This window comes from Neobacillus sp. GCM10027624 (assembly GCF_042675345.1).
Taxonomy (GTDB): domain Bacteria; phylum Bacillota; class Bacilli; order Bacillales; family Cytobacillaceae; genus Neobacillus; species Neobacillus cucumis_D.
Genome location: NZ_JBHTHD010000011.1, coordinates 764,692 through 779,221 on the forward strand (window position 1 = coordinate 764,692; position 14,530 = coordinate 779,221).

Sequence of the window (14,530 nt, forward strand, 5' to 3'; positions counted from 1 at the left end):
CTTAATCAAAAAATGCCCATTGATGGACCCCGTGAACCTGTAGATATTTCCCCAAAATCTTGCAAATTCTCTTCCTCGAAATTACACCCCCGCACCAATAAAATACCTCGTTCGTGGTAATCTTTCGAAAAGGAAATAAAAGCTTAAGTTCCTCAACATAGCGTAATACTGCAGATTCAGCCGTCTCACTGCATCCGCAATCATGACACAATAAACTGTGGCCTTTCGGAGACACAAAAAAAGAGTTACATACTTTACATATTGGGCCCAATTTTAACGGAGCCCGTTGATATGAAGGTAATTTAATCAGGGATAACTTATCGAGATGCATAGCTGCCAATTGGCTTGCAATCTTAATATGCCACTGATTTATCTTGGATGATTTCGAATCTAGTTTTTTCATAAAACGATTAATCTGAGGTGAAAAAATGAACGGCAGTTCTGGAGGGACATTATATAACAAAAACTCGGGGTTAATAAAAACAACATGTCCTTCGATCGGGAGATTATATCCAAGATTCTTCAAAAGTTGTCGAAGGAGGACCTTACTGCGTTTTAGTTGGTCTAAAGGATTTTGAATGGTTTTCCCTGATACACTACGGAAATTTTCAGGGTCGTAAATATAATCGCCCTCATAATTCTTTACCTCAAAAAAATGTAAAGTTTCTTGGAAAATAAGAGAGGAATCAATTTGAAATTTTGTGTTCCCTACTTCCAGGAACAAATCATTTAAAATAAGCGGTTTACTTTGAAGTTTTTCAATCAACAAATCGAACTGAACTTCCCCTTCAAAGCCTTTTATAAGGCTTAAAAGATACCTTTTTTCATCAGCAGTGAGTTCCATCCGTTCTTTCAAAATTTTAAATCTTTTCAAATCATCTGGCTCAATCCGTGCTTTAAAAGGCATACTTCGCTCCTTTCTATATTTCCTAAAAAGAAAATTTAGGTAAAAATACAAACTTCACCTCCTTTCTTTTAAAGCTCCAAGTAAAATTTTATATAAAAATCTTTTGTTTAACAGGAAAAAATATGAATCCTTTGTTAACATTTTTTCGAGAAAACGGAATAAACTTTTAATTGGATTTTCATTAAGGGGGAAAAGGAATGAACGATATTTTTGAGAGAACCGCCAGATTCGAGCATCGGTTTTGGCTGCAAATATTAGGTGATCATTCCCGATTTATCCACGAAGCATTAGCTCCTGTAGAAAAAAATGAGATTCAAATTGCATCACAATTTATTCATTCATTTGATCATCTTCTTGAACAAGCTAAATCTGCAGATATTAATCAACTAACTGAAAAAGCGGAAACTGAAACCCTTAGGCTGCGCGACTTTAAATTTAATTTAATCAAAAGACATCTAACCAGTAAAATAAAAATCCATTTATCCCCATCTTTTCTTAATCACATGGTAAATGAACTGGAGGAATATGTACGTATATTAAAACACTTAAAAGCACAGGAAATTCCGCCTGTCTACCATGAACTGCACCATCATCTCGTATGGATATTGGATGCAGCAGGGCACTCTAGCGCAATTTCCGCCAACCTTGATAGTGTTGAAAAAAGGTTAAAAGAAAAAAGTGATACTTATACAAAACATTTTGAAGATTTTTACCTAAAAGCAGTAGAAATGACAGGATTTTTAAGAACCCAACTCACCAATTTTCCGGCATTAGAAAAACTGAATTCAGACGTGACATTAGGAATTAAGTTGTTTCAAAAATTTCTTCAAGAAATTGAAGAACTCGAGTTAAGCGCCCAGGCTTTAGGTACCTTCTCTCCGTTAATGGCGGACCATATGTTTAGGGAAGAATGCTATTACCTGATGAAACTGGCGGAATCAACAAATATTGATAAACCGAACTGTGACCCGACAAAGCCCCGTTTAAAGGAAGACTGATAAAATAAAAAACGCTGGAAAAATTTCCAGCGTTTATTGCTGTCCCTCCGCCTCTGGCTTGATCGCCATTAAAGCAACGATTGCAGCAATGATGCTTAGCCCGCTCAGCAAAATAAAAATCCAATGATTGGACTGCTTCATGAGCAAGGCGATCAGTGGAGGACCGACAGCCACCCCAATAAATCTCATCGAACTATAAATCGAAGTAATCGTTCCACGTTCTTTTTTCTCAATTCCTTCGGTAATTAAAGCATCCAAACACGGAAGCCCTGCGCCAATTCCTACTCCGCTAATTAAAAACATAGTAATCATGAACCATAACTTTATCGAGAACCAAAGGGCGGCAATGGACAAAGCTGCAGCCACAATTCCGCCAAACGTTAACCATTTCATTAGAACTTTATTTTCTTTAATGATCTTTCCTGAAATAAAAGATGATAAACAAAGGGCGCCAAGTGGTAATGCTAAAAAGAACCCTTTTTTCAAGTCGTGAATCCCATATTCTTTTTCGAAAATTTCAGAAAGATAAAACAAAATTCCAAACAGAATAAGCATTAAGATTCCGCCAATAAAGAAAATAGCATATAACCATTTTCCTTCCTGGGTAAAGGTTTTCTTTACATTTTGGAAAAATTGCTTAAACGGAATTGGTTTTTGAGTTGATTTAGGACACTTCACTAAAAATATCATTAAAATCACGGAAATCCCGCAAAATACCGGAAAAGAGAAAAATGGTAAAAACCAGATGAAACCGGCTAAAAAAGCTCCCAAAATCGGGCTTAACACCTTCCCAAATGTATTGGATGTTTCAATCAGCCCGAGGCAGCTGCTGACGTCATCGTCTTTTTTAAACATGTCTCCCACTAATGGCATGACAATGGGTGCTGCACCTGCAGCACCAACCCCTTGGAGGGATCGCCCCAGTAAGATGAGCCAATACGCATTGTCAAATTTCCAAGCGGCCCAGCCTGAAATTATTCCACCAATACCAGCAATGATGAGGCTGGGAATAATGACTTTTTTTCTGCCGATGTGATCGGACAAGTAACCTGCGACAGGTATTAAAAAAATGGCAACGATTGAATAAACCGTTATAACCATACTCGTTTGAAACGAAGAAATATCTAATTTTTTTTCCATTGCAGGCAAAACAGGTATTAACATGGAATTCCCTAATGTCATCACCAATGGAATGGAGGAAAGAGAAACAATGGCCCACTTTTGCTTCGATATTTCACCGGACTTTTTTTTCCCGGCCGATGATGATTTTTTTTTCACTGCCCGTGGACTTGGGCAAATTTGCTCGATATGTTCCATTACCCTTCTATCCCGCCTTCATAATGTGCTACTGTTAATATTGGCTTATTTGAGTCAAAATAATTAGGAACCCAAAATCCTTTAAATGGAATTAGGTTGAGATTCAATTTCGAAAATTCCAAAATTGATGGTTGACAAACGGTTGGAAAGTGATTATTATTAAAAACAATTAATAAAGATTGTTACGGCATTGATGAAGAGTAGTAACTTTTACGGATTCTTTAGAGAGCTGATGGATGGTGCGAATCAGTGTAGACGTAATGGTGAATGGACTTCTGAGCCCCAAACCGAACCCCCAAATGGCGTAGTAGGCTTTGGCGAAAATCTCATCGTTACATGAGACAGATATTCAAGCAGTTTTCAACCTGCTTCGATATCGGTAAAGTGAGCTGATTTTTTAGCTAATGAAGGTGGCACCACGGGTCTTCCGTCCTTTTTGGATGGGGGGCCCTTTTTGTTTTGAAAAAATTAAAAATGAAAAATCGTTAAGCAAGAGGAGTACACATATTTGATTCTTTCCAGAGAGCCGGGGAGGGTGAGAGCCCGGTAAGAGGAAATTTGTGGAATGGACTTGCGAGATGCAGTTTGAACGCAGGAAGCGAAAATGCTTTCTTAGATCAGTAGGACTGCACGGAGTTCCACCGTTATAAGGATAGGATATCGGACGAATATGTCCTGTATCTGAAAGAGGAAACAGGTTGTGAGGTCTGTTTCAAACGGAGGTGGCACCGCGGTTTAAGAATCGCCCTCTATGGATGCATGAAATTTTCAAATGCATCCATAGAGGGCGATTTTTTTATTTTTGAAAGGAGCGCAAATGGTATGAAAACAAAAAGTAACTTTTTGGTTCAGGAATTAAAAGGAGACACCCTGACACCGATCTCTATATTAAAAAAAATAAGTGGCAAAAAGAAATTTTTATTAGAGAGTTCCCATAAATATAATGACTCGGGACGTTATTCCTTTATTGGAGCGGATCCTGCCCTGGAATTAATTGCAACAGGAAATGATGCTCAATTAATAAAACGCAATGGCGAGGAAACAATCCTCCGAGGAAATCCGTTAGAGATTTTAAAAAGACTGCTCCCAAAAATGGAAATGAATGAAACTCCTTTTCCATTTATCGGGGGGGCTGTCGGGTATGTTGGCTATGATATCGTCCGGCAGTATGAAGATATTGGCCCAAGTTTAGAAAATAGCTTAAATATGCCAGATGTACATTTGATGTTTTACGAAGAATTAATTGTCTTTGATCACCTACAGGAAAAGGTAATGGTTTGCGGCTTGCCAATTTTAGAGGAATCTGATCCGATTCAAATTGAAAAAAGAATTCAGGAAAGAGTCGAGGAGTTAAAACAACCTGACTATTTTCTTGAAGAGGAACCCTGCCAGTTTAACGGATATGAGTCAGAGACGACGAAAGAGACTTTTATCAATAATGTGAAAAAGGCAAAGGAACATATCCTTGCCGGAGATATCTTTCAGGTTGTCCTTTCAAGGCGGATGAAGTCAGCCTTTCAGGGTACACCATTATCCATTTACCGTAAACATCGTGCGAATAATCCAACTCCTTATATGTTTTATATTGATTTTGAACCATACACAGTCATTGGTTCGTCGCCGGAAAGTTTGATTAAGGTAAGGGAAAAACAAGTGATCGCAAATCCGATTGCAGGGACAAAAAGAAGAGGAACAAGTCCAGAAGATGACCAATTAATTGAAAAAGAACTGCTGGCAGATGAAAAAGAATTAGCTGAACATAAAATGCTTGTCGATCTGGGTAGAAATGATCTTGGCAGGGTTTGCGAATTTGGAACTGTTACGGTTGATAAATATATGGCTGTTGAAAAATTCCGCCATGTCATCCATTTGGTTTCGGAAATCAGCGGGCAGTTAACTTCCCAAAACACAGCCCTTGATGCGTTGGCAGCATGCCTGCCGGCCGGAACAGTTTCTGGGGCACCAAAAATTAGAGCAATGGAAATTATAAATTCTTTAGAAAAATCCAAGCGCGGTCTTTATTCCGGAGCAATCGGATACCTTTCCGCAAACGGTAATATGGATTTTGCCTTAGCAATTAGAACGATGATTCTGAAAGAGGGCAATGCCTATATTCAAGCCGGTGCAGGCATCGTTCACGACTCTAATCCAGAGTCCGAATACGAAGAAACTATAAATAAATTGAAATCATTTTTGGAGGGTGAAAAATGATTGTACTAATCGATAATTTTGATTCTTTTACATTTAACCTTTACCAATATCTTGGTGAATTAGAAGAAAGAGCAACTGTCATTCGCAATAATCAACTTACAATAGAGCAGCTGAAGGAGTTAAATCCTAGAGCCATTATTCTTTCACCCGGACCTGGCAGACCGGAGGATGCTGGGATTTGCGTCGAAGTTATTAAGGAGTTTTATCAAAAGGTTCCTATTTTAGGGATTTGCCTTGGACATCAGGCTATTGGGTATGCTTTTGGGGCAAATATTACACGGGCTGATTCAATTAAGCATGGGAAAACGTCTTTTATCACGCATAACAGCGGCGGACTATTTGAATACTTATCATCCCCATTAGAGGTGATGCGCTATCATTCGTTAGTGATTGAAAAAAACAGTCTCCCTGAAGAATTTGAATCTGTTGCACTTTCGATGGATGACCAAGAGATAATGGCGATTAAGCATAGGCACTATCCGGTATATGGGCTTCAGTTCCACCCCGAATCAATTGGGACACCAACTGGAAAAGGGATCCTTAAAAATTTCTTAAATGACATAGAAAGGACGAATCGTGATGAAAAATTATTTACTCCAATTAGCTGAAAAAAAATCGTTCACTGAAAACGAAATGAAAGAAGCAATTGACAATATCCTCTGTGAGGAAGTATCAGAAAGTGAAATTGCCGCCTTTTTAATGGGGTTAAAGTCAAAAGGAGAAACAGTGGAAGAAATCACTGGTATTGTAAGGGCGTTGAAGGAAAATACCCTAAGCTTTAAAAAGAAGTTTCCGAATGTTCTGGATAACTGTGGTACAGGAGGCGACGGATCATCAAGTTTTAATGTTAGTACCACTTCTGCTTTTGTAATTGCCGGGGCAGGGATACCGGTTGCCAAGCATGGAAATAGGAGTATTTCAAGCAAAACAGGGAGTGCTGATGTTCTGGAAAAGCTCGGAATCAATTTAGATTTAGCACCAGAACGAATTGAAGAAGTGATAGATGAGGTGGGCATTGCCTTTTTGTTTGCCCCTAATGTCCATCCAAAACTTAAAAAAATCGGGATGGTTCGTAAGCAGTTAAGAATTCCAACCGTGTTTAACTTTATTGGACCACTAACTAATCCGATTGATTTAGATTTTCAATTATTAGGGGTTTACCGACGCGACTTACTGCCGGTGTTTGCGGAAGTGCTGCACAAACTGGGCCGTAAGCGGGCAATTGTCTTAAATGGTGCAGGGTATATGGACGAAGCATCATTACAGGGCGAAAATCATTTAAGTATTCTAGAAAATGGCACGATCACAAAATATACTTTTTCACCAGAGGAAGTTGGTCTTCCACATTATGATAACAGCGAGATAAAGGGAGGAGATTCGAGGGAAAATGCCGAAATCCTAGTGCGAGTACTTAAAGGGGAAAGAGGAGCTTACCGGGATACGGTATTATTGAACGCAGGCCTTGGAATCTATACAACTGGAAAGGCTGTCTCCATTCAGGACGGCATCAATCAAGCTAGAGAGGTAATTGATTCAGGTGCCGCTTACGAGAAACTTCAACAATTAATTGAGAAAACTGCAGCAGGGCAGAGGGAGGCAATCTAAATGGGAACGATATTAGATCGGATTATTGAACAAAAAAAACTGGAGCTTCCGATTCTTCGAGAAACGAGACCAACCCTACCTCCAAGCTTAGAGGATAGAAAATCTTTCATTCGTAAGCTCGAGAAGGCGGAGGAAATTTCGATTATAGCTGAATTTAAACGTGCTTCACCGTCAAAAGGGATTATTAACCAAGCACTTAATCCGGCAGAACAAGCGAGGCAATACGAACGTTCCGGCGCATCAGCCATTTCGGTTTTAACCGATCAAACCTTCTTTAAAGGTGCCTTTTCGGACTTAAAAACAATAAGGGAAGCAGTAGAACTGCCGATCCTTTGTAAGGATTTCATGATTGATGCGGTTCAAATTGACCATGCTGCTGCAAATGGGGCTGACATCATTTTATTAATAGTTGCTGCACTGGATGAGAACAAACTATTCCAACTTCATCAATATGCAACAAGCCTTGGATTAGAAGTCTTAGTTGAAGTCCATAACCTGGATGAATTGCATAGCGCCCTAAAATTAGGTGCAAAACTTATTGGAGTCAATAATAGGGATTTAAAGACCTTTAAGGTGTCTCTTGAAGTAACGGAAAATTTGGCAGCACTTGTTAGAGAAAGCGGAGCGTTTCTTATCAGCGAAAGTGGCATTCATTCAACAGAAGATGTTGAAAGGGTTAGAAATGCAGGTGCGAACGGTATTCTAGTCGGGGAAGCCTTGATGGTCAGCAAAGATGTAAATCAGTCAGTGGTTAATTTTCGTCTTCCTCTTGCAGGGGGTGTGGAGCAATGAAGGTGAAAATTTGCGGTATTACAGATGTTGACACTGCCCTGGCTGCTGTAGCCTATGGTGCAGATGCAATTGGTTTCGTTTTTGCAGAGAGTAAAAGAAAAGTAGAACTGGAAAATGCAAAGGAAATCATTGAAAAGCTGCCTTCTGAGGTTATGAAGGTCGGAGTGTTTGTCAATGCAACCGTGGAAGGAATAGAGAAGATTGCCAACTTCACTGGATTAACCCATATACAATTACACGGAGATGAATTAGCATCGTTAAGTGAGGGGCTAACATTACCGGTAATAAAGGCGGCAAGTATTGAATCGGACGAAACCCTCGAAGAAATAAAAAATTATCCGTGTGAATACCTCCTGCTTGATGGCCCAAAAGGAAAGTACAGGGGTGGAAATGGGATCGCCTTTAATTGGAAAAACATTAACCTTGATGTTCTTAAGGAAAAGAAAATTATTTTAGCCGGTGGGTTGCATCAGGAGAATGTGGAGGAAGCGATCCAAACAATCCGGCCTGATATGGTTGATGTTTCAAGCGGGGTCGAGACAGACGGAAAGAAAGATCTTCAAAAAATTAAAATATTTATTGAAAAGGCAAAGGGAAGCCTTGCGAGGAGGACAACAGTATGACAAGTTATACATTACCAAATGAAAAAGGACACTTCGGCATTTTTGGCGGCAGATTTGTCCCTGAAACTTTGATGAAGGCAGTTATGGAACTAGAAGAGGCTTATAAAATTGCAAAGAAGGATCCATCTTTTCAGGAGGAAATTAATCAGCTTTTAAAAGAATATGTCGGCAGGGAGACACCGCTCTATTTTGCCGAGAACCTAACCAAATATGCCGGTGGGGCAAAAATCTATCTAAAAAGAGAGGATTTAAATCATACCGGAGCACACAAGATTAACAATGCCATTGGCCAGGCTCTTTTAGCGGTTCGAATGGGGAAAAGAAAAATCGTTGCTGAAACAGGTGCCGGCCAGCATGGGGTTGCGACAGCTACGGTATGTGCACTGCTAAATCTTGATTGTATTATTTTTATGGGTGCTGAGGATATCAAACGCCAGGCACTGAATGTATATCGTATGGAATTACTGGGAGCAAAGGTAGTCAGTGTAACAACTGGAAGTTCAACATTAAAAGATGCGGTAAATGAGGCGCTTCGCTACTGGGTGGCAAATGTTGATGATACTCACTATCTGTTAGGCTCTGTATCAGGTCCGCACCCGTTCCCGATGATTGTTCGTGATTTTCAAAGCGTGATTGGAAAGGAAACGAAACAGCAATTTTTTGAAAAAGAAGGCAAACTGCCGGAGGCAGTGGTTGCCTGTATAGGTGGTGGAAGCAATGCCATGGGAATGTTCTATCCTTTTATTGAAAATGAAGAGGTTAAATTATATGGAGTTGAAGCCGCTGGGCAGGGGATTGAAACCGGTTTTCATGCCGCTTCGTTAACAAGCGGGAGTCCTGGAGTATTGCATGGTGCACTAATGTACCTTTTACAAGATGATGACGGGCAAATTATCGAGGCTCACTCGATTTCGGCAGGTCTTGACTATCCGGGGATTGGACCGGAACATAGCTACTTACATGAAAGCGGCCGTGCGATTTACAACTCGATTACCGATCAAGAGGCACTTGATGCGTTCCAGCTTTTATCAAAACTAGAAGGAATTATCCCTGCATTAGAAAGCTCTCATGCAGTTGCATTTGCTGTTAAACTTGCTGCTGAAATGAAAGAATCAGAACATCTGGTTGTCTGCTTGTCAGGGCGTGGGGATAAGGATGTTGATGCCGTAAGAGCAAGGTTAAAAGGGGGAAGGTAGAAATGAATCGAATTACACAAACATTTAATGAATTAAATAAACAAAAGAGAAAAGCATTTGTTCCTTATATAATGGCAGGGGACGGCGGCTTGGAGGTCCTTTGTGACCGCCTTATTACCCTCGAAAAATTAGGTGCTACGGCAATTGAAGTAGGAGTTCCTTTTTCCGATCCTGTTGCAGATGGTCCGACGATTCAGCAGGCCGGGATTAGAGCGTTAGCAAATGGCACGACATTAAAGGGGATCATTGCAGAGATTGCCAAAGCAAGAGTAAAGATTTCAGTTCCGATTGTAATGATGACCTACTTAAATCCAATCTACGCTTATGGAATAGCTAAGTTTGTAGAGGATGTTAAAGTGGCTGGGGTGGACGGATGTATTATTCCTGATTTACCTGTTGAGGAAGAAGAAATCATTGCTCCCTATTTAGAGGACGCTAAAATTGAGCTGATTCGGCTTGTTACGTTAACCACTCCAATAGAACGGATAAAGGCCATTTCAGCAAAAGGCAACGGCTTCTTATATGCTGTAACGGTAAAGGGGATAACCGGAACAAGAAATGAGTATAATCAAGATTTGAATCAGTTCTTACACACGATCAAGGAAAACAGTCCAATTCCTGTTCTAGCCGGATTTGGAATTTCAAATGAAACGCAAATAAAAGAAATTACACCATACTGCGATGGAGTAATTGTTGGCAGTAGAATCGTTGATTTATTAAACCAAAATAATTTAACCGAATTAGAAAAACTTATGGCGGTATTAAAACCTGAATCTAATGTTATATAGAAAAAAAGTCTACTTCCCCAAGTAGACTTTTTTTGTGAAAAATTAACAGAAAAACCCGTTCCCTTGATTGTACAGTTTAAATTCTATATAATATGAAGGTATTCAATGTTTTTTCATAGACGGATTTATTAGTTAAAGACATTTGTGATGGAAACTTCCAGAATTGGAAGTTTGTTTTTATTTATCCATATATTCCCAAATAGAGGAGTGTAAGTAATAATGAAGGAAATTAATGCTGAGGATCTTTATAAATTGAAAAATCCTATCATCATTGATGTCCGCTCACCAATTGAATTTAAGGACGGTGCAATTCCTGAGGCGATCAATGTCCCTTTATTTTCAGATGAAGAGCGGGCTGTTATAGGTACAATATATAAGCATGAAGGACAGGCTGCTGCGAAATGGAAAGCAATGGAATTTGTGTCTCCTAAAATCCCTGATATGCTTCACACAATTAAGGAAGCTGCTTCGGCAGGGGAGGAATTAATTATTAACTGCTGGCGCGGAGGAATGCGCAGTAATGCAGTTGTCACCTTTTTGGAGTTTGCTGGTATCTATTCCTGGCGGTTGGTCGGCGGTTATAAAGCATATCGTCAGTATATTCTTAGTCAAATTCCAACCATGTTTCCTGAAAGAGCAATTGTTTTACACGGGTTAACGGGTGTTGGTAAGACAGTCATCCTAAAACAATTAACAAGTAAAGGTTATCCTGTCTTAGACCTTGAAGAAATGGCGGGACATCGCGGATCTATTTTTGGGACCATCGGTCTTAGTGATGGCCATAATCAAAAAACATTTGACTCGCTGCTATTCAATGGACTAAAGGAAATTCAAGGCTCTTTCTATTTTTTAATTGAGGCGGAAAGCAAACGTATTGGTAAAGCTGTACAGCCGGAAGAATTAATGGAGAAAAAGCTTCGTGGGATCAACTTCTATGTTCATTCCCCAATCGAACAAAGGGTTAAGTTACTTATTGATGAATATGTGACACCCTACGAAAACGAACCCTGGTACGAGGAAAAGATTCGTGCGGGTCTTGAAAAGGTCTTAAGACGTGTAACCAATATAGAAATTAAAAACGGACTTATAGAAGCTTTCCAGAAAGGTAATTATCCAGAATTAATTGAACAATTATTGGAACACTATTACGATCCAAGGTATGACCATAAGCGATATGAATATGAAGGTGATTTTATTGATATCCCAGCCGAGACTCCAGAGGAGGCTGCTGAAAAGATTATTTATCACTTAGGACGACTTTCTTTAAAGGGAAAGAAAGAAATGGAGCCTCTTTTCTAATCTAATTTTAATGTTTTTTTCATCAAACCTTCGATTTGCTGCTTTATGATGAACTTGTATGGATAAGAATTGGGGACTTAACAATTACGATCGGTACAAATTATATCATTCTTGCTTAGGCGGTTAGTTATGCTGCTAAGTAGCCGTTTAACCAATAATGAGAGTTCCCACTATTGCACATGCTATAAAGGCATGTGTTTTTCTGTTATTTATAGAGGGAAAGATTATTTTATTAGCAAATTCTCATTTTCCTTTCATTATGCTTTAAATTTCTAAAGGTACGATATAGATAGATGTTCCATTTATTAGCGTATTGACTATTGACCATTCCTGCCAGTGATCATTCATTCGTTAATTCGATTAAAAAGGAGGGGTGTAACATGTGGGTACGACTATTAATTGTAGGCTTCTTTTCTTTAAGTGCACTTTCCCTCATGTCTTTCCAATCAATTGAGATTGTGCATGCAGTCATGAATTTTCTTCAAGATAAACATCAGTTAAAATAATAGTAATATGTCAAATTTATATGCGAGCGTGGAATAGATGCCAAGAATTTTAATCATTGAAGATGAAAAAAATTTATCAAGGTTTATCGAGCTTGAATTAAAGTATGAGGGTTATGAAACCATGGTTTGTTCTGACGGACGGAGCGGTTTGCAGGCCGCTTTGTCTGAAAATTGGGATGCCATCCTGCTGGATTTAATGCTGCCTGAATTAAATGGAGTGGAAGTATGCCGCAGAATAAGGCAAACAAATAAAACACTTCCGATTATTATGATTACAGCGAGGGACAGTGTGCTTGATCGAGTTTCCGGGTTGGACAGCGGTGCAGATGATTATTTAATTAAACCTTTTGCAATTGAAGAGCTACTGGCACGTCTTAGGTCTGTGCTCAGAAGAACGGAAGCCTTAACTTCCGGGGGCTTAACTACCTTAACCTTCAAAGATCTCACTGTTGAAATTGAATCCTGTGTTGTCAGAAAAGGTGATAAGGTCATTAATTTGACAAAGCGCGAATATGATTTGCTGGTGATTTTCATGAGCAATATCAATATCGTTTTAACAAGAGAAGTTCTTTTAAATAAGGTTTGGGGCTATAATACCGGTGTCGAGACAAATGTTGTGGATGTCTATGTCCGGTATTTACGTACAAAAATTGATGATGATCATGAGGGAAGCTATATCCAAACAGTTCGCGGTACGGGATATGTTATGAGATGATCAAAAAACTTAAATTTTATTTAAATAGGCTTTCATGGCAAAACAAGCTCGTACTAAGCGGTTCTACAGCCATTTTTTTTACTTTCTTTTTATTTAGTTTTTTGGAATATCATACTGTTTCTAAATGGATGATGAGTCGGGAAGAAATTGCCGTAAATCGGACAATTACGGATTTGAAAACGTATTTCAAGGAAAAAGCAGACTCATTAACACGCGAAGATATAAAAAATAGTAGAGATTTTTTACGAAAAATGAATGATAAGGACCAATTAATCCGGGTCTATGACCAAAAAGGAGAAGTGGTCGTTTCTGATAAGAATGGTAATTTTACTGTATTGGAGCCCACTCCAATAAAAACGTCCTTAATTGAAAAGATTTCGGCTGAGGGAAAAGAAGCCATTGTTGCGAGGTCACCGATTAAAGGGTCCAATTTTGAAGGAACCATAGAAATCGTCCGTCAATTAAACAACTATCAAAAAATGATGGACCATTTTTTCTGGGTGATGACCGTTTTTGGGGTTGCCGCTATTTTGTTTAGTGCTATCAGTGGATTTTTCCTTGCAAGACAACTCTTGACTCCTGTTAGGGACTTAACGGATGCGATGAAAAGAATTAAAGAAAATGGCTTTCAGGGGCGAATGGAAGTATATAAACAAAAAGATGAATTAACTGAACTTACAAATGTATTTAATAAAATGATGGATGAAATTGAAACATCCTTCCTTCAACAAAAACAATTTGTAGAGGATGCTTCTCATGAACTAAGGACTCCTGTTTCTATTTTAGAGGGGCATTTATCTTTATTAAATCGCTGGGGCAAAAAAGACCCGGCTATTCTAGATGAGTCCTTACAGGCATCGCTTCAGGAGCTGGCCCGATTAAAAAAGCTTGTTGTTGATTTACTTGAATTAACTAGAGCTGGAAACCAACGAAGTTTAAGTGGTGAAAAGGCCAATATCCCTGTTGTTTTACAAAGAGTAGTCAAAAATCTTGAGGTCGTCCATCCGGATTTCCAATTTCTAATGGAACTTGAATCTGGACTTCCGCAGGCCCTATTGTCAGAACAACATTTGCAGCAGGTGTTAATCATATTATTAGATAATTCCATTAAGTATTCAAAGGAAAATCGTACAATTCAAATTACCTGTCATCGAATTGATAAAAACGTTTTATTATCGGTTATTGATCATGGAATTGGGATTCCATCCGAACATGTGTCTGAAGTGTTTAATCGTTTCTATCGCATTGACAAGGCCCGCAGCCGTGAAAATGGAGGGACTGGATTGGGATTATCGATTGCAAAGCAGTTGATTGAAAAAAATAATGGAGCAATTTCGATTGAAAGTGAAGAGGGAATTGGGACGAAGGTAAACATTCTTCTTCCTGTTGCAGTTTAAAAAATATTTTTTTTTGGGCCGAATTTTCGGTCCTTTTCTTTTGAATAGCTGACAAGAGAGGTTTATAATGCTATAGTAGTCCACGTTACTACTGTTTGTATGGTGAAAAATATAAAAATGATTTTTTTGTTTAGCGCTGGTTTTTTTGTATGAATGGGTAATAGTAATAAAGACTA

Annotated in this window: 14 protein-coding genes and 2 other annotated features; of the genes, 12 read left to right on the forward strand and 2 right to left on the reverse strand. The window is 38.9% G+C overall.

What is annotated here, in order from left to right:
* Position 1: 1 nt before the first annotated feature.
* The gene (locus tag ACFQZ9_RS20255) at positions 2 to 907 is read right to left on the reverse strand and encodes a nuclease-related domain-containing protein (RefSeq protein ID WP_498945089.1); all 906 of its coding nucleotides are present in this window, start codon (positions 905 to 907) and stop codon (positions 2 to 4) included.
* Between the two features lie 197 nt (positions 908 to 1,104).
* On the opposite strand from ACFQZ9_RS20255, the gene ACFQZ9_RS20260 reads away from it, so the two are divergent.
* Positions 1,105 to 1,905 (forward strand): DUF2935 domain-containing protein, encoded by an 801-nt coding sequence (locus ACFQZ9_RS20260; protein ID WP_498945090.1) that lies wholly within the window; start codon positions 1,105 to 1,107, stop codon positions 1,903 to 1,905.
* Positions 1,906 to 1,938: 33 nt separating this feature from the next.
* Here the strand turns inward: ACFQZ9_RS20260 and bcbE are convergent, their stop codons facing one another.
* On the reverse strand, positions 1,939 to 3,222 hold the full coding sequence (gene bcbE / locus ACFQZ9_RS20265; RefSeq protein ID WP_498945091.1) for an MFS transporter: 1,284 nt from the start codon (positions 3,220 to 3,222) through the stop codon (positions 1,939 to 1,941).
* Between the two features lie 181 nt (positions 3,223 to 3,403).
* Positions 3,404 to 3,660: a binding site (T-box leader), on the forward strand.
* 38 nt (positions 3,661 to 3,698) lie between these two features.
* Positions 3,699 to 3,975: a binding site (T-box leader), on the forward strand.
* 69 nt (positions 3,976 to 4,044) lie between these two features.
* Between bcbE and trpE the strand changes: the two genes are divergently transcribed.
* The 11 genes from trpE to ACFQZ9_RS20320 all read left to right on the forward strand — a co-directional run bounded on the left by trpE (position 4,045) and on the right by ACFQZ9_RS20320 (position 14,354).
* Positions 4,045 to 5,433 carry an anthranilate synthase component I gene (trpE, locus tag ACFQZ9_RS20270; RefSeq protein ID WP_498945092.1) on the forward strand — a complete coding sequence of 463 codons (1,389 nt, stop codon included), beginning with the start codon at positions 4,045 to 4,047 and terminating at the stop codon, positions 5,431 to 5,433.
* Complete coding sequence (locus ACFQZ9_RS20275; protein ID WP_498945094.1) at positions 5,430 to 6,041, forward strand: anthranilate synthase component II; 612 nt, start codon at positions 5,430 to 5,432, stop codon at positions 6,039 to 6,041. The genes trpE and ACFQZ9_RS20275 overlap by 4 nt, the downstream gene beginning before the upstream one ends.
* Entirely contained in the window at positions 6,013 to 7,038 is a 1,026-nt protein-coding gene (trpD, locus tag ACFQZ9_RS20280) for an anthranilate phosphoribosyltransferase (RefSeq protein WP_498945096.1), read from the forward strand. The genes ACFQZ9_RS20275 and trpD overlap by 29 nt, the downstream gene beginning before the upstream one ends.
* Positions 7,039 to 7,830, forward strand: a complete 792-nt coding sequence (trpC, locus tag ACFQZ9_RS20285) for an indole-3-glycerol phosphate synthase TrpC (protein ID WP_498945097.1) — start codon at positions 7,039 to 7,041, stop codon at positions 7,828 to 7,830.
* Positions 7,827 to 8,453, forward strand: a complete 627-nt coding sequence (locus tag ACFQZ9_RS20290; protein ID WP_498945098.1) for a phosphoribosylanthranilate isomerase — start codon at positions 7,827 to 7,829, stop codon at positions 8,451 to 8,453. Before trpC ends, ACFQZ9_RS20290 begins: the two co-directional genes overlap by 4 nt.
* Positions 8,450 to 9,649 carry a tryptophan synthase subunit beta gene (gene trpB, locus ACFQZ9_RS20295; protein ID WP_498945099.1) on the forward strand — a complete coding sequence of 400 codons (1,200 nt, stop codon included), beginning with the start codon at positions 8,450 to 8,452 and terminating at the stop codon, positions 9,647 to 9,649. The genes ACFQZ9_RS20290 and trpB overlap by 4 nt, the downstream gene beginning before the upstream one ends.
* Before the next feature lie 2 nt (positions 9,650 to 9,651).
* Positions 9,652 to 10,437 (forward strand): tryptophan synthase subunit alpha, encoded by a 786-nt coding sequence (gene trpA, locus ACFQZ9_RS20300; RefSeq protein WP_498945100.1) that lies wholly within the window; start codon positions 9,652 to 9,654, stop codon positions 10,435 to 10,437.
* A 219-nt stretch (positions 10,438 to 10,656) separates the two neighbouring features.
* Positions 10,657 to 11,736: a tRNA 2-selenouridine(34) synthase MnmH gene (mnmH, locus tag ACFQZ9_RS20305; RefSeq protein WP_498945101.1), complete on the forward strand. Its 1,080-nt coding sequence runs from the start codon at positions 10,657 to 10,659 to the stop codon at positions 11,734 to 11,736.
* 380 nt (positions 11,737 to 12,116) lie between these two features.
* Positions 12,117 to 12,242, forward strand: coding sequence for a hypothetical protein (locus ACFQZ9_RS20310; RefSeq protein WP_268884128.1), 126 nt, complete (start codon positions 12,117 to 12,119; stop codon positions 12,240 to 12,242).
* A 37-nt stretch (positions 12,243 to 12,279) separates the two neighbouring features.
* Positions 12,280 to 12,957 carry a response regulator transcription factor gene (locus ACFQZ9_RS20315; protein WP_198308866.1) on the forward strand — a complete coding sequence of 226 codons (678 nt, stop codon included), beginning with the start codon at positions 12,280 to 12,282 and terminating at the stop codon, positions 12,955 to 12,957.
* On the forward strand, positions 12,954 to 14,354 hold the full coding sequence (locus ACFQZ9_RS20320; RefSeq protein WP_198308865.1) for a HAMP domain-containing sensor histidine kinase: 1,401 nt from the start codon (positions 12,954 to 12,956) through the stop codon (positions 14,352 to 14,354). Before ACFQZ9_RS20315 ends, ACFQZ9_RS20320 begins: the two co-directional genes overlap by 4 nt.
* Positions 14,355 to 14,530: the final 176 nt, after the last annotated feature.